The organism is Nostoc sp. FACHB-888 (genome assembly GCF_014696655.1).
In the GTDB taxonomy this organism is placed as follows: domain Bacteria; phylum Cyanobacteriota; class Cyanobacteriia; order Cyanobacteriales; family Nostocaceae; genus Nostoc.
On sequence record NZ_JACJQM010000021.1, the window covers coordinates 1 to 25,704 of the forward strand.

The 25,704-nt window shown below is 41.9% G+C and carries 20 protein-coding genes and 2 pseudogenes; 13 read left to right on the forward strand and 9 right to left on the reverse strand.

The window, feature by feature from the left end; all coding sequences use genetic code 11:
* Nucleotides 1-91 precede the first annotated feature (91 nt).
* A pseudogene (locus H6G26_RS15285) lies at nt 92-379 on the forward strand (Uma2 family endonuclease); the annotation flags it as partial.
* Nucleotides 380-440: 61 nt separating this feature from the next.
* On the opposite strand, the gene H6G26_RS15290 reads toward H6G26_RS15285, so the two are convergent.
* The gene (locus tag H6G26_RS15290; protein ID WP_190730066.1) at nt 441-1,007 is read right to left on the reverse strand and encodes a DUF2808 domain-containing protein; all 567 of its coding nucleotides are present in this window, start codon (nt 1,005-1,007) and stop codon (nt 441-443) included.
* Between the two features lie 22 nt (nt 1,008-1,029).
* Nucleotides 1,030-1,467 (reverse strand): DoxX family protein, encoded by a 438-nt coding sequence (locus H6G26_RS15295; RefSeq protein WP_190730067.1) that lies wholly within the window; start codon nt 1,465-1,467, stop codon nt 1,030-1,032.
* Nucleotides 1,468-1,763: 296 nt separating this feature from the next.
* Here H6G26_RS15295 and H6G26_RS15300 point away from each other — a divergent pair, with 296 nt between their 5' ends.
* On the forward strand, nt 1,764-3,938 hold the full coding sequence (locus tag H6G26_RS15300; RefSeq protein WP_190730068.1) for a DEAD/DEAH box helicase: 2,175 nt from the start codon (nt 1,764-1,766) through the stop codon (nt 3,936-3,938).
* Nucleotides 3,939-4,087: 149 nt separating this feature from the next.
* Here the strand turns inward: H6G26_RS15300 and H6G26_RS15305 are convergent, their stop codons facing one another.
* Nucleotides 4,088-4,966, reverse strand: coding sequence for an SMP-30/gluconolactonase/LRE family protein (locus tag H6G26_RS15305; protein ID WP_190730069.1), 879 nt, complete (start codon nt 4,964-4,966; stop codon nt 4,088-4,090).
* Between the two features lie 178 nt (nt 4,967-5,144).
* Entirely contained in the window at nt 5,145-6,083 is a 939-nt protein-coding gene (locus H6G26_RS15310; protein ID WP_190730070.1) for an NAD-dependent epimerase/dehydratase family protein, read from the reverse strand.
* Between the two features lie 274 nt (nt 6,084-6,357).
* On the opposite strand from H6G26_RS15310, the gene H6G26_RS15315 reads away from it, so the two are divergent.
* From H6G26_RS15315 to H6G26_RS15340, 6 genes are all read left to right on the forward strand, one after another.
* On the forward strand, nt 6,358-7,512 hold the full coding sequence (locus H6G26_RS15315) for a glycosyltransferase (RefSeq protein WP_190730071.1): 1,155 nt from the start codon (nt 6,358-6,360) through the stop codon (nt 7,510-7,512).
* Between the two features lie 98 nt (nt 7,513-7,610).
* A complete protein-coding gene (locus tag H6G26_RS15320) occupies nt 7,611-8,366 on the forward strand; it encodes a sugar transferase (RefSeq protein ID WP_190730146.1) in 756 nt (251 codons plus the stop codon).
* Nucleotides 8,367-9,158: 792 nt separating this feature from the next.
* Nucleotides 9,159-10,238: a GDP-mannose 4,6-dehydratase gene (gene gmd, locus H6G26_RS15325; protein WP_190730072.1), complete on the forward strand. Its 1,080-nt coding sequence runs from the start codon at nt 9,159-9,161 to the stop codon at nt 10,236-10,238.
* A gap of 23 nt (nt 10,239-10,261) precedes the next feature.
* On the forward strand, nt 10,262-11,206 hold the full coding sequence (locus tag H6G26_RS15330) for a GDP-L-fucose synthase (protein WP_190730073.1): 945 nt from the start codon (nt 10,262-10,264) through the stop codon (nt 11,204-11,206).
* Nucleotides 11,207-11,279: 73 nt separating this feature from the next.
* Nucleotides 11,280-11,855, forward strand: a complete 576-nt coding sequence (locus tag H6G26_RS15335) for a 5-formyltetrahydrofolate cyclo-ligase (RefSeq protein ID WP_190730074.1) — start codon at nt 11,280-11,282, stop codon at nt 11,853-11,855.
* A gap of 37 nt (nt 11,856-11,892) precedes the next feature.
* Complete coding sequence (locus H6G26_RS15340) at nt 11,893-12,903, forward strand: catalase family protein (protein ID WP_190730075.1); 1,011 nt, start codon at nt 11,893-11,895, stop codon at nt 12,901-12,903.
* Nucleotides 12,904-13,392: 489 nt separating this feature from the next.
* Here the strand turns inward: H6G26_RS15340 and H6G26_RS15345 are convergent, their stop codons facing one another.
* Complete coding sequence (locus H6G26_RS15345; protein WP_199326909.1) at nt 13,393-14,478, reverse strand: alpha/beta hydrolase; 1,086 nt, start codon at nt 14,476-14,478, stop codon at nt 13,393-13,395.
* A gap of 240 nt (nt 14,479-14,718) precedes the next feature.
* Here H6G26_RS15345 and H6G26_RS15350 point away from each other — a divergent pair, with 240 nt between their 5' ends.
* Complete coding sequence (locus H6G26_RS15350; RefSeq protein ID WP_190730076.1) at nt 14,719-15,645, forward strand: AraC family transcriptional regulator; 927 nt, start codon at nt 14,719-14,721, stop codon at nt 15,643-15,645.
* 221 nt (nt 15,646-15,866) lie between these two features.
* On the opposite strand, the pseudogene H6G26_RS15355 reads toward H6G26_RS15350, so the two are convergent.
* Nucleotides 15,867-15,989, reverse strand: a pseudogene (locus tag H6G26_RS15355) (IS5/IS1182 family transposase); the annotation flags it as partial.
* 56 nt (nt 15,990-16,045) lie between these two features.
* Between H6G26_RS15355 and H6G26_RS15360 the strand changes: the two are divergent.
* Nucleotides 16,046-16,882 carry a carbohydrate ABC transporter permease gene (locus tag H6G26_RS15360; protein ID WP_190730077.1) on the forward strand — a complete coding sequence of 279 codons (837 nt, stop codon included), beginning with the start codon at nt 16,046-16,048 and terminating at the stop codon, nt 16,880-16,882.
* A 54-nt stretch (nt 16,883-16,936) separates the two neighbouring features.
* On the opposite strand, the gene H6G26_RS15365 is transcribed toward H6G26_RS15360, so the two are convergent.
* The 3 genes from H6G26_RS15365 to H6G26_RS15375 all read right to left on the reverse strand — a co-directional run bounded on the left by H6G26_RS15365 (nt 16,937) and on the right by H6G26_RS15375 (nt 22,363).
* Nucleotides 16,937-17,590, reverse strand: a complete 654-nt coding sequence (locus H6G26_RS15365; RefSeq protein WP_190730078.1) for a sugar transferase — start codon at nt 17,588-17,590, stop codon at nt 16,937-16,939.
* A gap of 315 nt (nt 17,591-17,905) precedes the next feature.
* Nucleotides 17,906-21,901, reverse strand: a complete 3,996-nt coding sequence (locus tag H6G26_RS15370) for a hypothetical protein (RefSeq protein WP_190730079.1) — start codon at nt 21,899-21,901, stop codon at nt 17,906-17,908.
* A gap of 312 nt (nt 21,902-22,213) precedes the next feature.
* Entirely contained in the window at nt 22,214-22,363 is a 150-nt protein-coding gene (locus tag H6G26_RS15375) for a hypothetical protein (protein ID WP_190730080.1), read from the reverse strand.
* 476 nt (nt 22,364-22,839) lie between these two features.
* Here H6G26_RS15375 and H6G26_RS15380 point away from each other — a divergent pair, with 476 nt between their 5' ends.
* The 3 genes from H6G26_RS15380 (at nt 22,840) to H6G26_RS15390 (ending at nt 25,601) form a co-directional block, all read left to right on the forward strand.
* A complete protein-coding gene (locus tag H6G26_RS15380; protein ID WP_190730081.1) occupies nt 22,840-23,544 on the forward strand; it encodes a Crp/Fnr family transcriptional regulator in 705 nt (234 codons plus the stop codon).
* Between the two features lie 13 nt (nt 23,545-23,557).
* On the forward strand, nt 23,558-24,295 hold the full coding sequence (locus H6G26_RS15385) for a DUF2232 domain-containing protein (protein ID WP_190730082.1): 738 nt from the start codon (nt 23,558-23,560) through the stop codon (nt 24,293-24,295).
* A 91-nt stretch (nt 24,296-24,386) separates the two neighbouring features.
* Nucleotides 24,387-25,601: a nicotinate-nucleotide--dimethylbenzimidazole phosphoribosyltransferase gene (locus H6G26_RS15390; protein WP_190730083.1), complete on the forward strand. Its 1,215-nt coding sequence runs from the start codon at nt 24,387-24,389 to the stop codon at nt 25,599-25,601.
* The last annotated feature ends 103 nt before the right edge of the window (nt 25,602-25,704 follow it).

The following is a 25,704-nucleotide window of genomic DNA, read 5'->3' on the forward strand; positions in this document are numbered from 1 at the left end:
GACACACCAACGAAAAATCTCTCAGATGCACCACACTTAATTTCCATTCTTGGGAACAATGCTTAATTTACATGACTTTGAACCTTAACTGAACCGTATTGATGCACTCACACCCGAAGAACAAGAAAAGTTTCCGCCCGCACCAGATTTTGTTTTAGAGTTAATGTCACCAAGCGATAGTTTGCGAGAAACGCAAACGAAAATGCAGGAATATATCGATAACGGAGTTAAATTAGGCTGGTTAATTAATCCGAAAATGCGTCAGGTAGAAATATATTGTATTGGTAAACCAATAGAAACATTAGTATCTCCACAAGAATTATCAGGAGATGGTATTTTACCAGGATTTATTTTAAATTTACAAATAATCTGGGGATAAATATTTGCGATGCCTGCGGCGGGCTGCGCCTACGCAATTTTGCAACAAGTTGCTGTAATACTTATGGAAACCACCAGTGACTTCTATTGCTGTAAAACTGAAACCGTCCAAAGCCGAGAAATTGTCCGTGAGATTTTTCACCTACTGGGAATGCTGTTACACCCAGTAAGTAGACACCAGAAAAGCTGGGATTCTTCACAGGGCTAAGGGCGATTGTAACTGTCTGTCCCGGAGTAACAGGCGGATCAAAATTCACAGTAACGGTTCGTGTCTTGCGTTCTGCTGTAACTGGGCCTAATGTTAGCCGAGATTCTTTGCGATCGCTGGTTCCGACAAAGGCGCGGGTATCATTAAGATCATAGCGGATGTTTTCTGCTCCTTCCCTTTGTGCGATCGTTACCTTCTGGAGGGATTCTCCAGCATTTTCCGGCACGTTAATCTTGAAATAGTAAGTTGCGCCCCAAACATTCACATCTTTATAAGTAGTTGTTGCCTCAACAAGTTTCGGCGGTTGGACAAAGTAGACTGTGCCATCTCTAAGCTGCACCGCTTGAGTCACGGGAAGGGTTACTCCTCCAATACCGATTGCTAACGAGAGTGTTATTCCAAACAAAGTTGCAACACGCATAATTCAGATATAAAAAACGCACTCATTTCAATTCTAATTCTTTAGGAATGAGTGACTTGGGAATGATAGAAATTTGTTTTTCGCAATCAGAAGATTTCGTGTACCACCAAGCCCAAGCAATTAAAACTGCTTGAAAGGGAAGCCTGACTACGTGTACCCAAGGTGAATTAGGTATATGTTCAATCTTAATAAGATTAACCGCCATATAAATATTGGCAGGGTAGACAGCAATAAAAAGAGCAAGAAGTCCCCAAGCAGCAGCTTGACTTACAGGCGGGACTAATAAGCCGATACCACCCAAAATTTCATAAAAGCCACTAAGATAAACTAATCCTAAAGGGTAAGGAAGTTGCGGAGGTACAATTTTGACATATTCTTCTGGAACAAGAAAATGTGTCACTCCAACCACAATGATGGATATAGCAAGTATGACTCGTAATATTTCCTTATATTTATTCATGGGTTTTGCCTGATTATATACTTGTCCCTATTACTTCAGTTTGATTAATAGATGTTAATCTGTCTTGAGTCAATAGGGGGAAAAATCGGCAAAAATTACTAAAATACCATTGAATTAAGAGATTTATCTATAGCTTTTCCTAAATGAGGTAAATTATAGCCCCCCCCTTCGCTTGCGGGGTGGGGTTCTTGTACCTCACTCAACTGAGAACCGCTATAAGTCCATCACATCCTAAAGCTATGTGACCGATTCTTTAATGCTCACACAGCTACTTATCACTAATTATTCATCAAAAAATGAGCGATGCCTTTAGCCGACTTGCACCCTTCATTCAAGAATATATTTATCATCACCAGTGGACTGAATTACGACCAGTTCAAATTGCTGCTTGTCAAGTTATATTTGACACTGATGCTCATTTGCTAGTTACTGCTGCAACTGCTGCGGGGAAAACAGAAGCAGCCTTTCTGCCAATTTTGACTTTATTACATACCAACCCTGCTACAACTATAGGGGCATTATATATTAGTCCAATCAAAGCTTTAATTAATGATCAATTTGAGCGCCTCAACGACTTACTCAAAGAAGCAGATATTCCAGTTTGGCATTGGCACGGTGATGTTTCTCAAAGTCGAAAAAGCAAGCTTTTAAAGAACCCTCAAGGCATTCTACAAATTACACCAGAATCTTTAGAAAGTTTATTAATTAATAAAAATAACGACCTACTTCGCTTATTTGGTGATTTAAGATTTGTGATCATTGATGAAATTCATGCCTTTATGGGTTCCGAACGCGGTTGTCAAATTATTTGCCAATTACAACGTTTAGCAAAGTTGACGCAAAGGCAACCACGCCGTATTGGTTTATCGGCAACTCTTGGTGATTACTCAATAGCTGAAGAATGGTTGCGTTCTGGAACAGAGAAGCGAGTCATTACACCGCAAGCTGACGGAATCAAACGCCAAATAAAACTAGCTGTAGAACATTTTTATATTAGTGATGAAGTAGATGAATCAGAGGCAACAGCTTATGAACAATATATTTTTAACCTTAGCAAATCTCGCAAATGTTTAATATTTGCTAATAATCGTACGCGAACTGAATCTGTAATAGCATCTTTGCGACAAATTGCCACAGAACAAGGACTACCAGATATATATCATGTGCATCATGGGAGTATATCTGCTAGCTTACGGCAATCTGCTGAAAATGCGATGCGTGAACCCAACAATCCAGCAGTTACCGCCGCTACTCTGACTTTAGAATTAGGTATAGATATCGGTTATTTAGAGCGAGTTATTCAGTTAGAATCACCCTTGTCTGTAGCTAGTTTTTTACAGCGTTTAGGACGTAGTGGCAGGAGAGGTGAAGCTGCCGATATGCGCTTTATCTGTGCTGAAGAGAAACCATTATCAGAAGCTTATCTACCAGAGCAAATACCCTGGCAACTTTTGCAGTCTATCGCTATAATCCAACTTTATTTAGATGAGCAATGGATTGAACCAATCAGACCGATTAAATATCCTTTGAGTTTGCTTTATCACCAAACAATGAGCATTTTAACAGCAACAGGGGAACTTTCACCTAATGCCTTAGCTAAACAAATTTTTAGCTTGCCACCCTTTGTTGCTATTTCCAAAGAGGATTTCCAATTACTGCTGCGCTATTTAATTGATATTGGTCATATTCAGCATACTGAACAAGGTAAATTAATCTTGGGTTTGGCAGGAGAAAAGATTGTGAGAAAATTTCAGTTTTATGCTGTCTTTGCTGAACAGCAAGAATATATTGTTAAACAAGGTGTAACGCAAATTGGCAGTATCGTCACGCCGCCTGCTGTTGGCAATCAATTTGCTTTAGCTGGGAGAACTTGGGAAGTCGTAGAAGTTGACTTTAAAAAAAAGGCTATTTTTGTTAAACAAGCTGAGGGGAAATCTAGTATTTATTGGCGTGGTGGTAGTGGTACTATTCATACCAAAGTTTTACAACGAATGCAACAGGTTCTATTTGAAAATATCGAGTACAGCTATTTGCAAAAAAATGCTTTGCAACGTTTACGTAAAGTTCGCCAATTAGTTAAGCAGGTTGGATTAGATAAACAAAATATTTTGCAATTAGAAAAAGGTAAATGCTGCATTTTCCCCTGGATGGGTACAGTTGGTTACCGCACTTTAGAAAGATTACTCAACTCTTACTGTCGAGAATCGTTAGAAATTATCAGTATTGGCGGAGTAAATCCTTATTATTTGACAATTAAACTAGGCAAGGATAAATTTAAATATCTTTATCCTGAAATTGCTTCATTGTGTGAGCAAAGAATTACCTCAGAAGATTTAGTCAGTACTTCAGAAGCACCGGAAATCCAAAAGTATGATCAATTTATTCCTCATCCACTTTTACGAAAGGCTTTTGCTAGCGATTATTTAGATATGAGAGAGCTAAAACAGCAAGTGGCATTGTGGAGACAATAAAGAAGAAGCTGTTACGCATTCAACTTGAACATTTACATGAAGGCTGATGACTGATAACTGATAACCGTTGACTGTCAACAGTTAACAGAAAAGAGAATAAAAATAGAATTTATAAATTCCACGAATGATTTAGGACTACTATATAATTCTTAAAAATTATTACTAGGTAATCCAGTAACATCAGTTTGCAGAGCAAACAAATCACCAGAGTAGAAACTTTGTTCGATCTCTGCTTGACTGAGTCCAACTGAAGCAGTGGTAATGTAAAGTGTTTGCAAATCTTCGCCGCCAAAAGTACAGCTAGTTGGCACTTGCACAGGTAGCTTTATCCGCAATATCTCTTCACCCTTGGGATTGAAACGAATCACACACCATCCATCCCACATAGCTGACCAAATATGTCCTTCACTGTCTATTGTCAAACCATCTGGGTAGAATGATTCATGAGTTAAATCAACAAAAACCCGGCGATTAGTAATATTCCCTGTTACGGAATTAAAGTCGTAAGCATATATTTTTTGCTGAGGAGAATCTGTTAAGTAAAATGTCTTTTGATCTGGACTCCACCCCAGACCATTAGAGATAGTCAATCCTGTTTCCATTACATGCAATGAACCATCATTGTCATAGCGATAGAGGCTCGCCTGAGGTTTTTCCAAAGAACACATTGAGCCAAACCAAAAGCGGCCTTGAGGGTCACATTTGCCATCATTGAAACGATTATCTAGGAGATTCTCTTCAATTTCCAAAATGGGGTTAACTTCACCTGTCTGGGTGTTGAGAAACGCCAAATGATGGCGCAGTGCCATAATTAATCTATCTTTACCTGCTGTTGCGATCGCACCTACTACATCTCCCACATCAAAAAAGGAACTTTTTCCCGTAGCAGGATGAAACTGATGCACGCGATGGTTATGAATATCAACCCAATACAGTAGGTTTTGAGTTGAGTCCCACATTGGGCCTTCACCTAAGCGGGCACGGGCTTCTAGAACATTGTGGAGTGGATATTGCAACTTGTTCACCATTTACAAAAAGGAATTTCAACGGCATTGACGCAATAAATATGTTAAAAACGTCTGCCTTCCTATTCAAGTAAAAACTGAAGACGTGATGAATTTCTTCTTCCCCAGGTAAAAGAAAAAACTCTTCCTTTTGACTAAAACTCAGATTCCCGACTTATTTAATAAATCGGGAATCTTGTTGTTAAACAGCTTGTAAAATCTCCTCATCTACAGAGAAATCTACTTCAGCTTTGTCTTTTGCATTAGCCAAAAAGTCATTTTCTAAAGAATCTTGTAATCCAGAAATTAAATCATATTCAGGATGCCAGTTTAATTCTGTTTGCGCTTTGTTCACCGAAGCAAAGAAATGCTGCACCCGCATCGGAAAAGCTTTACGCTTGCCGAAATCAAACTTTTTCGGGTCGTAATGGACAATTTTTACAGCATCGGGTGATTTACCAGCCGCTATAGCGCTAGCACGGGCTAAACCATCAAAAGTGACAAAGCGATCGCCAGAGATATTATAAATCTGTCCTATGGCTTGTTCATTACCTAAAACCTGAGTCATTGCTTTTGCTAAGTCTTTTACATGACCTAGCTGCGTGATATGTAACCCATTTCCCGGGATGGGAATGGGGCGATCGCGCACAATTCTGTCAAAAAACCAGCCTTCTAACTCATTATAATTACGAGGCCCGTAAATATAAGTAGGACGAATGGAAGTAAAGGGTAATCCCAATTGAGTCAGATAAGCTTCTGTTTCATGCTTACCCTTGTGGCGACTTTTCGGATCTACCGAATCGCCTTCTACGTGGGGCAATTGGTCAGATTTGAGATACACGCCCGCAGAACTCATATACACAAAATGTTGCACTCGGTCTTGAAAAATTTCTGCCAGTGGTTGAGTATCAGTAAGTTCCCGCGCGTTATTGTCAAAAATGACATCAAAGTTTTCATGTGATAACTTTGCCTTTAATTGAGTAGCATCAGTGCGATCGCCTATAATTTGTCCTACTCCCTCTAAAGAAGGTGCTGGTCGATTTCCCCGATTGAACAGCACCACCTCATGTCCTTGTTCCACTAGTAGTTGAGTCAAATAAACACCAATGAACCGAGTACCACCCATAATGAGAATTCGCATAAATTCACCATTTCTATATCAGTTGTCATTAAAGGAGTAGGGGAAAAGCAGGGGAGCCAGGGCAAGAATAACTGTTGGTATTCCCCATTCCCCACTGCCCACTCCCCAATCTGAGATTATCAGGTTGCAGCATCCATCTGGAACCTCTGACAAAAAGATTGCGTCTGATGTGCTAATCTGGGTGGCTTCCCGTTAATTGATCACAAGGGGAAACTTTTCAGTTAACGTCATCAAGTTGGCCTTTGTATTTTCTTTCCATTTATTCAAGTTAGCTGTGCCCTTGAAATATGCTCTGGTTCATGAGTGGTTGACACCCAAAGCCACCGGTGGTTCAGAACTCGTTGTACGAGAAATTTTGAATCACATTAATGCTGATTTGTATGCCCTCATAGATTTTGAATCCAGCAATCCTGAAAGTTATTTGTACAAGCGTCAAATTGGCAAGACGTTTCTTCAGGACTTTCCCTATGCCCGCAACGGTGTACAAAAATACTTGCCTTTGTGGCCTTTGGCAATTGAACAGCTTGATTTGCGGCATTATGACGTAATTCTGTCTTCATCCCATGCTGTTGCCAAAGGAATCTTGACTACTCCCGAACAGATGCATATTTGCTACTGTCACAGCCCTATGCGCTATGCCTGGGACTTGACTTTTGATTATCTGCGCCACAGCAAACTAGGTAGTGGTTTCCCTGGATGGGTGACACGATATTTATTACATCGTTTGCGCCAGTGGGATGTATTGAGTGCCAATCGCGTTGATTACTTCATTGCTAACTCGCAACATACAGCTCGGCGGATTTGGCGTTGCTATCGCCGAGAAGCAACAGTCATTTACCCACCAGTGAATATTGCGGAATTTCCATTTCTGTCTGAGAAAGAGGACTTTTATCTGACAGTTTCCCGGTTAGTGAGTTACAAGCAAATATCGTTGATTGTCAAGGCTTTTAATCAACTAAAACGGCCATTAGTAGTCATTGGTACAGGAGATGAAATGAACAAGATTCGCGAGATAGCAAACTCTAATATCCAAATACTGGGATGGCAACCCGATAATGTGGTAAAAAAATATATGTCTAGGGCTAAGGCGTTTGTATATGCAGCTTGTGAAGATTTTGGTATCGCCCTAGTGGAAGCACAAGCCTGTGGCACGCCAGTGATTGCCTACGGTGCAGGGGGTGCTCTAGAAACAGTGCGAGATATCCGCTCTGGAGTGGATACAGGGACAGGTATATTCTTCAGGACGCAAACAGAGGCGGCTTTAGTGGAGGCAGTAGAAAAGTTTGAAGTGTATGAGGGTTCGTTCAGTTCCGAGTATATGCGATCGCACGCCGCGCAGTTTTCACCGCAAATCTTTGCAGATCGTTATCTAGATTTTGTAAACAAGTGCAACGAAAAAGACCGTTTTCGGCATAATGGTCTTGGTTAATGTCTTATTTTTTTAGGCTTTTGGCAATTTTCCCCAGAAGCACATCATTTTGGCTTTAATATTGGGACTATGTGTGGTGTGGATTATAAAGGAGTATGATGACTGCCCAGAGCTCACTCCTCTCCGGCAAGCGAGGCGTAAGGCAAGACACCAGAACGTCTACGCGTTTCTTAAAACGCGGTCCAAAAACGAAGACACCAAAAGTTAAACTTAAAGGTTTATCTTTTCAGGGTTTAAACGGAGAGTTTGCCAAACGACTGTTCGATATAGTGTTTTCGCTGTCAGTGTTAATTTTGTTCTTACCCGTCTATTTAATTTTGGCCTTGCTGATTGCTTTCAGCTCAGAAGGCCCAATTTTTTATGTCCAGGAACGGGTAGGGAAAAATTACAAACCGTTTAATTGTATTAAGTTCCGAACAATGGTAAGCAATGCTGACGAAATCCTCATGCAAATGATGGAAACATCGCCTGAATTGCGACAAGAATTTGAAAGCAGTTTTAAGCTGAAACAAGACCCCCGGATTACCAAAATTGGTCGATTTTTGCGAATTACTAGCTTAGACGAATTTCCCCAGTTCTGGAACGTTTTAAAAGGGGACATGAGTGTAGTCGGCCCCCGACCCTTAGTAGCAGAAGAACTGCCAAAATACGGTTCTTACATTGATGAGATTTTAACGATCCGTCCAGGAATTACAGGTTTGTGGCAGGTGTCTGGGCGTAATGATATTCCCTACCCTCGGCGAGTCCAGATAGACCTGCATTATGCTAGGTTTAGGAATCTCTGGCTTGATTTATGGATCATCTTGAAAACTGTTGATGTGGTCATTGTGCCCAAAAATAATGGGGCATACTGAGTAACTACTTAGGGCCGATTCTGTGGGGCAGTTAATGCCCCTAAGTATTAATTATTGCCATAAGACTAAAGAACTATAGGGCTCATATTTGATTTTTGAACAAAACTCAGTACACCTTTATTCCTTCTTCCCAGTCCCTAATCCCCAGTCCCTTACCTCTATGAGTGATTCTCCAAATCAAAGACGCTTGATAGCGCAGCGTATACCCTTCGGGATGCTTCGCTTAGAGCGACGCAGGAGCGTCTGACTCGCTACCGCTTCGCTATCGGATTGCTATATAACAGTCCTAAATCATTTGTAAAAAAAATTAACCGCAGACGCGACCCGACGCCGTTGACGGTTAACAGTCTTTCGTGTTATCCAATCCCCTTTTACAGGTAAGATGAGCTTAAGTGTTTCCATTTAGCTAAAATTCCTTTAAGTCTGTTTGTAGTTCATTTTGCTCTTATTCTGATTTTTGCAATAAATATAATTTCAAATACTTATTTTATTCAGTCTTCATAAAACCAGATATATATAAAATTTTGACAAAAAAACAACGAACACAAAAAGAATGTTGATTTATTTGTTAAAAGAAAAAATATACATAATCAAACAAATTAAACAGTTTCGATATATTTAAGCTTGGACTTACGTGTTAAATTAATCTTTATTAAGTATATTTATTTAGGAGAAAAGTATCCTAACAACAATAACTCGTAGGTTTACCATTAGGCAATTCAGCAATTAGTTGCTAAGTTGTATCAGATTGTTTGTAACTTTTTAATCAAAGGCAATAAGGGATAATTGAGCATGACGCAACAGAAACGAGCATTAATTACTGGTATTACTGGGCAAGATGGTTCATATTTAAGTGAGTTTTTGTTGGAACAAGGTTATGAGGTTCATGGCATTATTCGCCGGACTTCTACCTTTAACACAGACCGCATCGATCACATTTATGAAGACCCCCATAAAGAGGGAGTGCGGTTATTTCTTCACTATGGTGACTTGACAGATGGTACGACGTTGCGACGCATTTTAGAAGAAGTCCAGCCAGTAGAGATTTACAACCTGGGCGCTCAATCTCATGTCAGAGTAAGCTTTGATTCACCAGAATACACAGTGGATGCTGTCGGAATGGGGACGTTGCGTCTTTTAGAAGCAATTCGGGACTATCAACACCGTACCGGAATTCAGGTGCGATTTTACCAGGCGGGTTCTTCAGAAATGTACGGTTTAGTACAAGCAATACCTCAAACTGAGACAACGCCCTTTTATCCCCGCAGCCCTTATGCCTGTGCGAAAGTTTACGCCCACTGGCAAACTGTAAATTATCGTGAGTCTTATGATTTATTTGCTTGTAACGGCATACTTTTTAACCACGAGTCACCACGGCGGGGTGAAACCTTTGTAACCCGCAAAATTACTAGAGCAGTGGCTGGTATCGTTGCTGGGAAGCAGAAAAAAATTTACATGGGTAATCTAGACGCAAAGCGAGATTGGGGCTATGCGAAGGATTACGTCAAAGCAATGTGGTTGATGTTGCAGAAAGACCAGCCAGACGATTACGTAATTGCTACTGGTGAAACCCACTCGGTGCGCGAGTTTTTGGAACTGGCATTTAATTACGTAAATCTCAATTGGGAAGATTATGTAGAGTTTGATGAGCGTTACCTCCGTCCATCTGAGGTAGAGTTGTTGATTGGCGATTCTACCAAAGCACGGCAGAATTTGGGCTGGGCACCATCAGTAACCTTTAAAGAATTAGTTTCATTAATGGTAGAAGCAGATTTACAAGCATTGGGTCAAACTTCACCCAATGGAAATGGTTCACAATTCCCATTAGATATTGCGACTATTCGTCAACAACTAGGCGCTTTGCACTTCTGATTTGCACCACAGAGGATAAAAATATGACCGCCTTAACATTAAAAAATAAACGCATTCTTGTCACTGGTGGGTCGGGGTTTCTAGGTCGTCGGGTGATAGATCAACTGTGTAAAGCAGGGGCTAATCATGAGAAGATTACAGTAACGCGATCGCGCGATTGTGATTTGCGTGTTTGGGAAAATAGCCAACGTGCAGTTGACCAGCAAGACGTAATTATCCACCTAGCAGCTCATGTTGGTGGCATCGGTCTGAACCGCGAAAAACCCGCAGAGTTGTTCTACGATAATTTGATCATGGGTACGCAGCTAATTCACGCTGCCTATCAAGCTGGAGTAGAAAAATTCGTTTGTGTTGGCACAATCTGCGCCTATCCTAAATTTACTCCAGTGCCATTTAAAGAAGACGATCTTTGGAATGGCTACCCAGAGGAAACCAATGCCCCCTACGGAATTGCTAAAAAAGCGCTTTTAGTTCAATTGCAATCTTACCGCCAGCAGTACGGTTTTAATGGAATTTATCTACTGCCAGTGAATCTATATGGCCCAGAAGATAACTTTGACCCTGGAAGTTCTCACGTTATTCCAGCGTTAATTCGCAAAGTTCACGAAGCCCAAATTCAAGGAGAAAAGCAACTCCCAGTTTGGGGTGATGGCAGCCCCACCCGCGAGTTTCTATATTCAGAAGATGCAGCGCGGGGGATTGTTATGGGAACTCAATTGTATAACGAATTGGAACCAGTTAACTTGGGAACAGGTTATGAAATCTCCATCCTTAATTTAATAACTCTAATCTGCGAATTGATGGAATTTAAGGGTGAAATTGTATGGCAAACTGACAAGCCTAATGGTCAACCCCGTCGCTGTTTAGATACTGAACGGGCAAAGCAAGCCTTTAATTTCACGGCTCAGGTGGGCTTTGAGCAAGGGTTAAAGAATACGATTGAGTGGTATCGTCAACACGCTGCATAACCATGTATTAGTAAATGTAGAGTGTTATAAGCTGGGCAATGCCCAGCTTATTTTTTTGGCGCATAAATATTTCATGGACAAAGTTAATCATCAATTAAATAAAGCAGAACTACGGCGCACTCTACTTAAAACCCGTCAATCAATGCCCGTTCGAGAGTGGAGAGAAAAAAGCGATCACATTTGCTCTCATTTACAAAACTCTACTTCGTTCTCCCAAGCAAAAACAATACTTGCTTATTTCAGCTTTCGTCAAGAACCTGATCTCAGTCCACTATTTGCGAACACCAAATACCGTTGGGGATTTCCTCGCTGCATTGATAAATCTCTATGTTGGCATATTTGGACACCTGAAGATTCTGTCCAAAGCGGCACTTATGGCATTACTGAACCACACCCCGACACTCCAATCTTAGATGTTGCCGAAGTAGATTTAATTCTCGTCCCCAGTGTCGCTTGCGACCATCAAGGATATCGCCTGGGTTATGGCGGTGGATATTACGATCGCTTGCTCAGTTTACCGCAGTGGCAGACAAAGCCGACTATCGGAATTATCTTTGATTTCGCCTATTTGTCCCAAATACCTATTGAAACTTGGGATAAACCACTACAAGCTGTTTCTACGGAAACCGGATTGACTCAGAAAGGCTAAGGCTTCAGGATGATGAAGACATACCATCAAATATTTTATGGCTAATCCAACATCATCTACCACTGAGCAGGAAGCAATAATCGACGAGATTATCGCAACTAGCCTCCAAGCTCAACAAAAAACCGGCCCAGACCTCCGCCAAATTCATAGCAAAAGTCATGGACTCCTTTCAGGAGAGTTTATTATTGAACCCAATCTTCCTGAAGACCTGAAAGTAGGTTTGTTCAAAACGCCCCAAACTTATCCTGTGTGGATTCGTTTCTCTAATGGTGGTGCGCCTCAAAAGCGTGGTCAATTTAACTCCGATAGCCAACCGGATGTTCGTGGTATCGCCATCAAGGTGATGAATGTGGAGGGGCAAAAAGTGCTGGATGACGAAGAAAAAACTCAAGATTTTATACTCAACAATTATCCTACTTTTTTGACCAAAGACGTTCGTGATTACGCTGATCTTTCCAGAGCAGGTAGTGGAGAACTTAGCCCAGAGCGGATGCAGGAACTTGGTTACGCCTTTGCTATCTTGCAAAAAATTGGCAGCCAGAAGGTAGGAAATCCGCTTTTGATTCAATATTGGAGCATGGCTCCCTTTAAGTTTGGTAATCGCATTGTAAAATTGTCTGTCAAATCTCAACAACCTGAACAACCACCCGAAACACTTCCCGAATCAGAAAATTACCTCCGAGAAGCGTTGGTGAAATATTTGACTGAAGAAGGTCGAGAAGCATCTTTTGACTTCTTCATTCAGTTTTATGTAGATGACGAAAAAACGCCAATTGAAGACCATGTTAAAGAATGGCAAGAAGCAGATTCACCGCTTATTAAAGTTGCAACTATCCGCATTCCCAGCCAAACATTTGACTTTGAAGAACGCAAACGTTTAGATGAGGGTATATTATTTTCTCCTTGGCATACACTGCTAGATCATGAGCCTGTTGGAAGCGTGAATCTTTCTCGCAAGAGGCTTTACAGCGAACTTGCAAAGTATCGACGAGAACAAATTGCCCAACGCTTGCGGGAACCACAACCTTATGTAGCGGTTGAAGGTTAACCACTGTAAATTGGCTGAAAACTGCCAGATAATAATTCAAAATTCAAAATAAAGATATTTTCAGGCGGGTATTTAAACCCCAACTAAAACCGAGCGGAGTCGGAGCAACCGTTGCTCCGGCCTATATTTATGCTTAGGGTATTAAACCTAGAACTCTTGCAAAAGTGTTTTGTGGTATGATTAAAAATTTGACAATTTGCAATTAGAAAATTTAATTAGCAGTGAGATTCGGGAGAACTAAACAGCTTACCTCAAGGAAATTTAAGCGAATAACTGGAGTAAGCCGTCAAACCTTTGAGCGCTTCTTAAAAATCGAAATTCAATCTTTAACAGAACTTTTATTTGTACTCGAATGAGTGCGAATACGAATTCAATCATCGTGACAAAGATTTGTTTCAATTATTGTTGAAATTACTCGCAAAGAAACCGTCGTTATATCTCAAACGACGGTTTATTCAATAATTCTTCGTTTCTTATCCCAAACTCACTTTACTTTAAATGTTCGGTAAAAAATGACGTGAGTTTATCAAAGGGAATTAACTCAACTCTGTCATATAAATCAACGTGTCCTGCTTTCGGAATGATATACAATTCTTTGGGTTCGGCTGCACGTTTGTAGGCATCCTCACTAAACTCTCTTGAGTGAGCCTGATCGCCCGTGATCAAAAGCATAGGACGAGGGGAAATCGTTTCTATGTCATTAAACGGGTAAAAATTCATAAACTTAACGTTACTGCTTAACGTCGGGTGCGTTGTGAGTTCCGGCGACCCTCCTTTTGGAGTGTATTCACCTCGCGGAGTGCGGTAGAAATCATAAAACTCACGCTGGATAGGGTGTGTGTTTTCATCTAATCTATGTACAGTCCCACTCGTGTATTTGGTTTCACCATCGGTAAACTCTACATAACGTTGCTTTGCAGCCTCCTCCTGGATTTTCTTTCTCTGCTCAAGGGTCAGCGAATGGTTAAGTGCATTTCGGTTAGCTGCTCCCATATCGTACATGCTGACAGTTGCGATCGCTTTCATTCGCGGATCAATCTTAGCGGCACTGATAACAAAGCTTCCGCTACCACAAATTCCAATTATTCCGATTCGGTTTCTATCAACAAATGGACGGGTGCCAAGAAAGTCAACTGCTGCACTGAAATCTTCAGAATAAATATCAGGCGCAACAGCGTTGCGTGGTTTGCCCTCACTCTCGCCCCAGAAAGACAAGTCAAGAGATAAAGCCACAAACCCTCGTTCAGCCATATTTGTAGCATACACGTTGGCACTTTGTTCTTTTACAGCTCCCATAGGATGCCCAACAATAATCGCCGAATGTTTTTTACTCTGATCTAAATTCTTGGGAATAAATAGATGCCCCGCAACATTCATTTTGTATTGGTTTTTAAAAGTAACCTTATACATCGTAACGTTGTCGCTTACCTTAAAAGTTGTATATCCCTTTGGTGTTATTTGTTCCATTTCTTCCATTTCTTTTGTTTTTTCTGATTGTCCTTTTTGTTCTGTTTGTGTGTAAGCTTGCCCGCTTATCATAAGAGCCATCATCGGTAAAATTAATATATAGTTCATATAATTTCTCCCCTTTCCATTGTGAGATTTACAGATTGAAATTGTTGCTCTATTAATCTTAAATTTCTCCAAATATCAATCTGGTTTTATCAGCAGCGTTTCTATCGTTTGCTGTATGAGTTCAATTATGCAGGCATGGAAACGGATAGCGTGAGGACGTTCATCGAAAAAAACCGGACAATTCTCCAAAAAATCGCCGTGCAATGTGCTGAACAGAAACAGAATGTTTAATATAAATTTATGAACCAAAAGGAAGCAGAATTTGAAAAGCGAAAGATGCAGATCAATCGGGAAGAGCTGATCGAAAGAATGATTCGTCTCGCTCCTGAAAACAGCCTTTTGGAAGTGTTTCCGGGCATTTTCATATATCAATCGTCGAAACCGACCGAGAGTCAGGTATCCGTATTAAAGCCCGCCTTCTGCGTCATAGCGCAGGGCAGCAAGGATGTGCTTTTGAACGATGAATTATTTCACTATGATTCCGGTCATTACTTAATCTCGACACTTGATTTGCCGATTATGAGTAATGTCGTCCAAGCGTCCGAGGAAAAACCTTATTTGAATCTTCGGATAGACCTCGACCCGGCACTTGTTGCTGCGGTGATGATTGAATCCGGCATCAAAACAAACAAAAGCGGTGCCGGAGTCAAGGCGATGGATGTTAGCCCGGTTGATGCCGATTTACTCGATGCGGTCGTCAAATTAGTAAAACTATTTGACACGCCGGACGAAACAGAGTTTCTCGCGCCGCTCATCATCCGCGAGATCATCTACCGACTTTTAAAGGGAAAACAGAGCGCACGCCTGGGTCAGCTTATCACTACCGAAAGCGACGCGCAGCGCATCTCCAGGGTTGTCAAGCAAATCCGCGAGAACATTGATCAGCCGCTGAAAATCAAAGATACAGCCCGCGAACTCGGCATGAGCGTGTCAGGCTTTCACCAACATTTTAAGTCCGTCACGGCGATGAGTCCCTTGCAGTTCCAGAAACAAATACGGCTTCAGGAAGCACGCCGTCTGATGCTCGGCGAAAACATGGATGTGGCGAGCGCCAGCTTTCGGGTCGGTTACGATGACGCGTCTTATTTCAGCCGGGAATATAAAAAACTATTTGGTATTCCCCCGCATCGTGACATCGCCAAGCTGCGGAGCAATTTAGGGCAATAAGAATTGTACAGGTTTATTGTGCAAAAAACTAATACAAAATAACTCTTGCATAAATATTTTCTGGTATAATCATGGGTTATTCTTCTTGGCTTAGAGAAATATAAATAGTCGCAATTTACCAAGTTTATAATATTAACTGTTGCTGAAGAATACCATTTAGAAATTTGATATAGCTAACTGATTCAGCAAATTACTAATTGATGAATTTCTGCAATTCCTTAATAACCTTTATCTGCTATAACTTTAAGTAAGTCTCCAAACCTTACACTACTGATTTTAAATAGCCTAAAATCATTAATTCTTACCTTTCCATGCCCTAAACAAATAAGCTGACCACTTTTTTGGCATTTAACAGTCACTACTTATAAATATTTACAAAGCTCGGAAATTTATTAATCCAATGCTGAACTTGAAAAAATCACGATCGCAGATTCTGCTAATGTATGTGCTATTGGGAGCGATCGCACTGGTGATGCTCTTTCCTTTACTGTGGCTGGTTAGTACAGCCTTGAAATCGCCTACAGAAAATATTTTGCAGTCGCCGCCACAGTTATTGCCTGCCTCACCAACACTAGATAACTTCTTTAGTGTATGGAACTCTTTACCTTTTGGGCAATATCTGTATAACAGCACTTTGGTTTCAGTGCTGACTGTGGGCTTAAATTTACTATTTTGCGCTTTAGCTGCCTATCCGTTGGCAAGGTTATCATTTGTCGGGCGAGACTGGATTTTTGTAGCGATCGTCTCTACGATTATGATTCCCTTCCAAATCGTGATGATTCCCCTTTATATTTTGACAGTCCAGTTGGGTTTGAGAAATAGTTATCTAGGGATGATTTTTCCGAGTTTAGCTTCTGCTTTTGGCATTTTTCTATTACGCCAAGCTTTTATGAGTGTGCCCAAAGAGATAGAAGAAGCCGCGCGGATGGATGGCAGTTCGGAGTTAGGTTTGTGGTGGCATGTGATGTTACCAGCAGTTCGCCCAGCATTGGTAACTTTAGCTATTTTTGTATTTATTGGTGCTTGGAGTGATTTTTTGTGGCCTTTAATCGTCATCCAAGACGAAAATTTATACACTCTCCCCTTGGGAGTTGCCAAGCTGGCAGGCACATTTTCTCTTGACTGGCGCTTGGTAGCTGCTGGTTCAGTGATTGCGATCGCCCCAGTATTATTACTATTTTTGTTTTTACAACGTTACATTGTCCCCACGGAAACTGGTAGCGGGGTCAAAGGTTGAATAAGAAAGTGGAGATGAGGGAACGCAAAGAAAAACTAGTGACTAATGACTAATTCAATAAGCCCCAGTCTTTTTTAAAACTACCCAGATAGTTTTAACAATCAGACTCAGGTCATAAGTTACAGACCATTTGCATTGATAATCTATATCCATCTTGACAATGGTTTCAAAGTCTGTAATGTTAGAACGTCCATTAGCCTGCCATTCTCCGGTAATGCCTGGTTTGACTCGCAATCTATCCCAGTGGTGTGGATCGTAATTGCTGACTTCATCAGGAGTGGGTGGACGAGTACCAACTAAACTCATGTCCCCTACCAGAACATTCCAAAATTGGGGAAATTCGTCTAAACTGGTACGCCGCAAAAACTTACCGACAGGAGTAATGCGAGGATCGTCGACAGATTTAAAAATGTGACCTTTGGCTTGGTTTTCAACCAAATGCTTGAGTTTATCGGCATCGACGATCATGGAACGGAATTTCCAAATGCGGAAAGTTTTTCCGTTCAAACCACAGCGAATTTGGGAATAAAATATTGGACTTGGCTCATGAATAAAGGTAGCAATCGCCAGTGGAATTGCTACCATAAATGTAATAATCAGCCCTACAATGGCTCCAATAATGTCAATTAATCGTTTTCTTACGCTTAAAGTTGACGGGTGTAAAGGCTGTTGCGAACAATTAACTGAATAAAGATAAAGGTGATTCACTAGGACTAACTTATCTACAACAGGACTTTTTGATCAGTAGTGTAGACATGAACACAATGTTTAGTCGATTTTTACTGCTTTTATCATTACCACCGAATATGATGAATATACACAAAAGTTGAACAATATAAAAACCGAAAATCTAAAGTTTACAAAATCTTTCAATTAAGGTGGTAGATCGTAAAGTTACAGTATTTTTTTCATCTAATAAAAATATAGTGTTCTGGATACACATTTAAAATATTACAGTGTTGAGAGCAGAAAGCCCATCAGGATGTGACCGACTCAGAAAGACACATCCGTGATGCATTAATCTCAATGATTAACCTCTAAAGCAAAATTCACTAAGTATGGTTCCTCCAGTGATTGCTGATTACTAGCTTTGATCGCATCTAGATAGCGGCGCAAAGATAACAGTTGTTGGGAATTGGGACGATAAGTGAGACTCCCTTGTTTTTCAAAAAGTGGTGCTGTAGTGATCGCCTGATAGTCAGGATTTTCTTGCGAACTCTGAGTGAGCCAAGTTGAATCTGTAACTGAAGGTATCAAACCCGAAGGTAGTTCACCTTCCAAAAAAGCCAGCAGGCGTTGCTGACAAGTGCGAGTATTGATCCCACGACCCTCAAATAGCTGGATAACTTCACCAAAAGATAAAGCTCGGTCTGGTAGCAGCCGCAGCAATTCTGTAAATAAGAAATAATCAGTGTATTGTTGCCTGGGTATATCTAATATCTGGGGATGCAGAGGCAGCATCGCTAAACCATAAGCAACCCGACTACAATTGGGAGCGCCGTTTTCGCCGAGATATAAATCTTGAATAATCTTGGCACCGGGGAGTTTTTGCCGTAGCCATCGGTTTACCGTCCCGACACAAGCCAACCCACCAGTCAGAATCGCTTGATTAATGGATTCTGTGGGGATGCCACGAGCTACCAACAACTTGTTGAGTTCTCGGTTTAGGCGACGCACAAAGGGGACAAATACGTGGCTTTCTAAGTCTCGTCGCTGCAAAATCCATTGCTGATCGGCCAATTCCAGGGTAAAAGAATCTTGGTGTTGCAAAATCAGCTTTAGAGCTAGGGCGGCATCTAATACCGCCTGTCCCAGTAGAGAACTTTCTAGACGCTGCTGGAGGCGAATCCGAGCAGTGATATCTGGTTCCCCGACTCTTGGTAGTTCTAATTCTTCCAACCCTAAACTCTGCCAACGCATTTGGTCTAAACCGGGAATTGACGGTTGCCATTGCCAAGGATTACTGATAATAGTTTTGCCATCGCTTGGTGTTTCTTGGCGTGATTGCCGAGATTTCGGTGGCAATAGCAGGTGGCAGATAATATCTTGTTCAATTCCCTTGCTAGCATAGGCAAAACTATGGAGCATGAAATCATTGTATGTCAATTGCACCAATGTTTCTGGGACATCAACCAGCAACATTTCTGTGGTAGATGTTCCAATGTTAATGACAAGGGTATTGCCAACAATGGGATGTTCGCTGGTTTTTGCAGGATAAGAACCCTGAGGTTGGCTTAATTTTACTTGCTCACCGTTAGCAGCATCGAGTTCTGGGAGTAAACTAGCGATCGCTTCTTCTACAAAAAAGACTTGCTGCGGATGTTGGATGAGTTTACTGGTGAGTAAAGCTTCCCGTACATTGAAGCGGTATGATTCCGACCAACTAGATGGACATGTGCAAATTACACCAGCAATATTATTGATAATCTTGGGAAAATCTTGTTCGCTGATCCCCACAGCAGCAGCCATTAAACTAGGGGTGGTACAAGTTTTTTCGGATTTGAGGGTTAATAGTAGCTTAGAGAGCGATCGCACAATCCAAATCAAAGGGCCTGCCGAAAATTCATTTAATTGCAAAACAGGTTCCCATTTCTGTCGTTCACTCTTGTAGGGAATGGCTACTTGTAAATAGGGCTTTAACTGCGCCGAGTAGAGATTATTTTTTCTTGCATCTGCTGTTGATCTCCGTGTTACAGGAGTGGTGGCCGAGCGATCGGGCACTTTATCTTGGGCAACAGCCGCAGGTGCTGTCTGTTCATGTACTTCAATACTTTCGTTTTCTCCGTGGGGAACAGAAGCTGTAGGTAGATAAACTTCTGTTGGTAAACGAAATGATTGTTGAAAGGAAGTTGTTCCCGGCGGATTTTCTGATGACCAGTAGATAGGATGTACAACAAAAGTCGAGCGATTTAATAATGCGGCAGAAATTCCTGTTGTACCTAAATCAATTCCTAAATACCAGACTGATTCTAGAACATTGAGCGATTCTGGATTATTGATGGAGTTAGAAATTGGAGGTAAAGAACTTTCTTCAACAGGAGTTATAACTTCCTTTTTTCGTTCAGTTTCTACCTGGGGGACTGCCAAACTGGAGAAAGCAGCAGTTGAGCTATTTTCTACTATTTGAAGATTTTCTGTTTCCGTTTCAGGGGAAGTTGTGGAGATTGTGTCTTGAGTTTTATCATTTAGTTCTGAGAAAATATCCAAGTTGTTAGCTGGTTGGGACTCAGAATTTAGCTGCTGATCAAAATTAGCCAAATCCCGATCTAATTGCTGCAACTGTTCTTCATCTAAAGAAATATCAAGTATGGCTGGAGCCTGGTTTGACTCAACACAAAGCAAATTTTCTTGTGGCGAAGCAGCAATGTAGTTATCTGAAGATGGTTCTGGTTGATCATCATTAATTAATACTTCTGGTGTGGCGATACCTTGGGTAGGCTTTGCCAACGCAATTTCCGCAAATTCCTCTGCTTCTGGAGTAACTGGTGCTGTAGTTGTGGCATCCTCCGCAGAGAATGACACTTCTAGCAGTTCCTGATCATCGCCTGCATCAGGCAATAGGTCAGTTAGGGTATTAATTGTATCAACACTAGCTGGCTGAGTGTCGATTTGCGCGGGAAAACTGTCTGTTTGTGGCAGAGAGTTGCTAAGAGGCGAGTTTAGGTCAGTCTCCTCTGCAAAAAATAGTTCTTCCTGTGTTTCCGATGATGAATCTGTGGTTTCTACTAAAGTCTCTTGGGATGAAAGACCCATATCTGATGTCACAACAGGAGAATTCACAGTTGCAGGGACAGATGAATTCTCAGCGATGTTCAACGTTGATTCTGAGGCAGTGGCAACCTCAAGGCTTGGATTATTAACATCACCAGTACCAAACAAACTGGCGTAAAGCTGATCTACTTCATCACCTATTAACGCAGAAATATCTTGCGATAATTCCGTCGGGGTTTCAGAAGATTCAGATGAGTCTAAGCCAAGCTGTAACATCACTGCATCTAAATCCTCTGTGAGAGTAGTCTCCTGTTGCTCAGAATTAATTGTAACTGAAGATGAAGTTTCTGATTGTAGAAACTCCAAGGGTTGGGCTGCAACTCCAGCAGGAATCTCGCCTGAGTCAACCAATGATGCTTGTGTATCAGATTCGACCTCAAGGAAAGATGGCTGGGAACTTGGGGATTGTTGCTGCAAATGCTGGGTCAAATTGTTGATAAAGCTGCCCATCAACTGTTCGCCTTGCATTCCCTTGCTATGCATTCTTGCCAGCGCTTGCGACAGGGATTCGTCATAAGTATTAATGTTGCGCTGTAGTGCTTCAAATACTACATTTACAGTCCCATCTAATGATAATAGGTGTTGATCCAACTCCCTAGCCAGCTGCGTTAAGCGCTCCACACGGTCTGGTGATTCTAATAAAGGTTGAGTTGCAAAAGTTGCTGGTTCTGAGTTTGCAGTATTTTCTCCTGAAGAACTGGCGGAATTTTCCCACGTCTGTGCTAGTGGTGTTAAAGCTGGCACAAGACGACTCATGAGTACCTGTAAAAACTCGGTAATCACCTGCTCTTGGTTTGTCAACTGCTGCGCTAAGGAGTAATTTTGCAATCGTCTTTGCTCTAGCTGCCGAATTTCCTGTACGAGAGTGGCTCGCTCTTGCAAGAGCAATTCTAATTCCGATCGCAATGGCTGGATCAAGCTCGAAAATTCACTTTTTAATTGTTCTGCCCCAACAGTACTCTGTTCCTGATAGAATTCGAGCGGCGGTAATGGATACTGGTTATTATCTTGGTCAAGAAATTTTGTGAATAAAGGCGATGGCGGTTCTTCAGAAGATTGATCTGAGATGTCGCTCTCTAATGCTTCTTTTTCTTGTAGTTTCACCAAGAAGTTGCGAATTCGTTCTAAAACCTCTTTATGCTCCTGCGCCTGACCAGGCAGAAATCTAGACAGGCGCTTGCCACCACTGGCAAGTAAGTTGTCAATGTCTGCGATCAGCTTTTGAATTTCATCTGCACTGGAAGTCACTTTTATCACCTTACCTAAAAACGTCTGTCACCTAATGTGACAATTACTTTACAATCACCGTACCCCTACGGGTATCTTGCTACGCGCAGCGTCTCCCATAGGAGAAGTTTTGAGTGACAAAAGCCGCTGCTTGTGCTTGTGACTGTCATTATGTTATGGATTACTGGGAGTCGTGGCAATCTTCAGTCAGCGTTTGTTTAAGAAGCTTTGTTTTGCAGCTCATTAAGTTGCCTATTTTTGAAAATCGCTAAAATACCTGAGCAATAATTTACTCCCTTTAGTATCATTAGTATTGTTTGCCTATATTTTTAACTAAACTAGCAGAAGTCTCTCGCTTACCTGATAGGAGAGTGATTGGATAGCAGTTTCTTTAAGTCGCCTCTGCCGACGCCACTTTCTGATGGGAGAAACCCCAAGACCACTGCCGATAACTTTTTGCTCCCGCAAGAGGTCAGAGGACATGGAGAAAACAAACTCTTTTTCTGGTATGATTTTATATCTTGCCCATATTTCGACTCCGCTCGACAACCATCAATGCCGTAAGCGAAAACCAAGCTGATCGGTACACATTGCAAGAGAAAGATTTGGATCTTGGGAATTAGGACTCCTAACAAGAGGAGGGAATGTAATACCAATAAGGACTATGGAGTTCGGTAGTCTATTCCTGATGAATTAGGACTTAGACTATACCGCCTAGCGGTTAGTATGTGTTAGTTTACCAAATTCGGCCTCAGTCCCCCGCCATAACACTACTTTGTTTTAATGGTGGGTACTTCACACTTATAGGTAAAGATTATTTAGAAAAACGTTCTTGTCGCTTTCTTATTTAGCATAGTTTAGTTTTCTTTTTAAAAGGGAGCTGTGCTTTGATAGCTTAAGCTGAAAATGGCGGTCTTGTTTTTCGTGTGTATATAGCAGCTTCAATTAAAGATGTCGTAATGGAAGACCGATATAGCTTGCAAGCACAGGCTAATTCCTGGATGATCACGTCGTCGGCTCCCTTTTTTCAAGGGTTGCCAGAAACTGTTGTGGAATCAGCCCTGAGCCATCTTGCTACCCGCACTCACCCAGCCAATCAGGTAATTCTACTGGAAAATGACTGGGGTGGTTCTGTGTATTTTATTTTGGACGGATGGGTAAAAATTCGCACCTACAATCTGGAAGGAAAAGAGGTAACGCTGAATATTCTTGGCAAAGGGGAATTGTTTGGTGAAATGGCAGCGCTAGATGAAGTTCCTCGATCCACAGATGTGATTACCTTGACCCCAACGGTAATTGGTAGTATGCCTGCTCAGGATTTTGTCAAGTTACTTCATATAGAACCCTTGGCGGGAGTTCGATTGGCGCAACTAATGGCACGACGGTTGCGGCAAGTAAATCGCCGATTGAGGTTGCGGGAATCTGATAGCCAGTCACGAGTGGCAGATACGTTGCTATTTTTGGCAGAAGGACAGGGAAAAAAAGGGCAAACAGGAATCGAAATCCCCAATTTACCTCATCGGGAATTGAGTAGTTTGAGCGGACTGGCGCGGGAAACTGTGACACGAGTGTTGACAAGGCTAGAAAAAAAAGGCTTGATTAAACGGGATCAAGACACTATTTGTATTCCCGATTTGTCAGCCTTAGAAAGAATGATAGTTTAAAAACTTGTCAGATATGAGTATTTTAGATTCTCTGCCAAACGAGCCGGAGGAAAATCCATCCCCTGAGTCTCCAACTCCCCACAATCATTGGTTAGACAAAGAACAGCAGTTAATGCCTCCTCAAATCAAGGCTGATGCGCCTTTGAGGATGGTGGAAACGGCGTTTTTAGCCAGTACTGCGAGCTTGATTTGGTTTATTAATTTCTACTTTCCCTTAGGTCCAGTTTTACGGATATTTTTTCCGGTGCCGATCGCTCTAGTTTATCTGCGTTGGGGCAGGCGTGCGGCATGGATGGCAGCACTCACTTCCGGCTTACTGCTGACGGTACTAATGGGGCCAGCCCGCAGTTTGCTGTTTGTCATGCCCTACGGGTTCATGGGTGTGCTTTTGGGAGCGACATGGTATCGTCGTGTTCCCTGGATTGTTTCTATCACTTTGGGTACGTTGTTGGGTGCTTTGGGAGTCTTTTTTCGGCTGTGGTTGCTGTCTGTTCTGTCGGGTGAGGACTTGTGGATTTATGGAATTACCCAGGCGACTAGGATCATAGAGTGGGTATTTTTGAGGCTGAGTTTGTTGGCGAGTCCCAGTGTGTTTTTGATTCAAGTGGTGGTGATCGGTCTAATTTTACTCAACAACTTTATTTACCTTTTTTTGGTACACCTAGCATCATGGTTGCTTTTTGATCGTCTGGGTAACCCCATTCCCCGTCCACCACGCTGGGTACAAGTTCTCATAGATTATGAAGGATAGTTATTGGTCATTAGTCACTTGTCATTAGTCATTTGTCCTTGGTTAAATAATGAGTCCTAACTAATCACCAATGCTCCATGCCCAATTCCCAATGCCCAATTCCCAAATTCGTATTTATACCCAAAAAGCACAGGGTGAAGAATGGCTACGACGGTATAGTGGTTCTCTACCCATATTTGCCTGTGTTTTAGGATTTACTGAAACTGGTTTAATTCCAGGGATTTCAGCAGCAGGTCGCACTCCAGAAGATCGGAAATATACTGCTTGTGCCGATGCTGAGTTTTTGTACTATGGCCCAGAACATAAAGCCCAATATCCCCTACCACCATTAGCTGCTGGGGCTTCGCCTGTGCTGATTTCTCGCGCTGTATTTGAGTCACTAAATATACCAGTTCATTTGTTTAATGCTGGTTTACCCCAGCCTCCTGCTGTGCCAGCAATTGATTTAGGTGGCGCTCCTGCTCACTGTTTAAGTGGAGGTGCTGCTATGGAAATAACAACAGTACACCACTTGTTTAAACAAGGGCTACTTTGGGGAGAACGCCTTGCTGCCAATATCCAACAGGGGTATCTAATAATCGGTGAGTGCGTCGTCGGAGGTACTACAACTGCCTTGGCAATCTTAACTGCTTTGGGTATAGATGCTGCCGGAAAAGTCAACAGTAGCCACCCTATTTGTAACCACGTGCAAAAATGGGCACTAGTGCAAGCTGGGCTGGAGAAGATGATGGGGAGCAGGGAGCAGGGAGCAGGGGGAGATGAGGGAGCAGGGGAAGAAAATTTTACTTTGTCCTCGTTATCCTCCTCATCTTTTCCAGTTAACCCCTTGCAACTCGTCGCTGCTGTGGGTGATCCGATGCAAGTAGTGGTAGCTGGGATGGCGATCGCTGCTAGTCGTAGTTGTGGTGTAATGCTTGCTGGTGGAACGCAAATGCTAGCGGTTTATGCGCTAATAAGTGCGATCGCTCAAGCTTATGCCTTATCATGGCAACCAGAAGAAGTAGTTGTGGGCACAACTCGCTGGGTAGCAGAAGACCCTACTGGCGCTACAGTTGATTTAGCCCTCAACTTAGGAAAAGGTAACTTAACTCAGACTGGAGAAACCCCTCCCTTATTAGCAACTCATTTGAGCTTTGCTGATTCTCGTTATCCCCAACTGAGAGCTTATGAGCAGGGCTTTGTGAAAGAAGGTATGGGCGCTGGAGCGGCTTGCATAGCCGCCCATCTTAGCCAAAATTGGCAGCAACACCAGCTTTTGGCAGCTATTGAAGCCCAACTTGAACGGCTAAGTACAGCATTTCATTAATTAATAGCTAATTAAATTTGGCAAGACTCTGGCTTCCTCTACACTTGATTAAAAACTTCCAAGATTGTCATCAAGTACTAGCAAGAAATTAATCAGATTTGCT

Coding starts and splice junctions, on each gene's coding strand:
- H6G26_RS15310 (WP_190730070.1), bottom strand. CDS start 6,083: ATGCGAATTCTCATTATGGGTGGTACTCGGTTCATTGGTGTTTATTTG.
- H6G26_RS15295 (WP_190730067.1), bottom strand. CDS start 1,467: ATGAATAAATATAAGGAAATATTACGAGTCATACTTGCTATATCCATC.
- H6G26_RS15390 (WP_190730083.1), top strand. CDS start 24,387: ATGCCCAATTCCCAAATTCGTATTTATACCCAAAAAGCACAGGGTGAA.
- H6G26_RS15290 (WP_190730066.1), bottom strand. CDS start 1,007: ATGCGTGTTGCAACTTTGTTTGGAATAACACTCTCGTTAGCAATCGGT.
- H6G26_RS15320 (WP_190730146.1), top strand. CDS start 7,611: ATGACTGCCCAGAGCTCACTCCTCTCCGGCAAGCGAGGCGTAAGGCAA.
- H6G26_RS15340 (WP_190730075.1), top strand. CDS start 11,893: ATGGCTAATCCAACATCATCTACCACTGAGCAGGAAGCAATAATCGAC.
- H6G26_RS15335 (WP_190730074.1), top strand. CDS start 11,280: ATGGACAAAGTTAATCATCAATTAAATAAAGCAGAACTACGGCGCACT.
- gmd (WP_190730072.1), top strand. CDS start 9,159: ATGACGCAACAGAAACGAGCATTAATTACTGGTATTACTGGGCAAGAT.
- H6G26_RS15360 (WP_190730077.1), top strand. CDS start 16,046: ATGCTGAACTTGAAAAAATCACGATCGCAGATTCTGCTAATGTATGTG.
- H6G26_RS15345 (WP_199326909.1), bottom strand. CDS start 14,478: ATGAACTATATATTAATTTTACCGATGATGGCTCTTATGATAAGCGGG.
- H6G26_RS15305 (WP_190730069.1), bottom strand. CDS start 4,966: ATGGTGAACAAGTTGCAATATCCACTCCACAATGTTCTAGAAGCCCGT.
- H6G26_RS15300 (WP_190730068.1), top strand. CDS start 1,764: ATGAGCGATGCCTTTAGCCGACTTGCACCCTTCATTCAAGAATATATT.
- H6G26_RS15375 (WP_190730080.1), bottom strand. CDS start 22,363: ATGTCCTCTGACCTCTTGCGGGAGCAAAAAGTTATCGGCAGTGGTCTT.
- H6G26_RS15380 (WP_190730081.1), top strand. CDS start 22,840: ATGGAAGACCGATATAGCTTGCAAGCACAGGCTAATTCCTGGATGATC.
- H6G26_RS15385 (WP_190730082.1), top strand. CDS start 23,558: ATGAGTATTTTAGATTCTCTGCCAAACGAGCCGGAGGAAAATCCATCC.
- H6G26_RS15350 (WP_190730076.1), top strand. CDS start 14,719: ATGAACCAAAAGGAAGCAGAATTTGAAAAGCGAAAGATGCAGATCAAT.
- H6G26_RS15330 (WP_190730073.1), top strand. CDS start 10,262: ATGACCGCCTTAACATTAAAAAATAAACGCATTCTTGTCACTGGTGGG.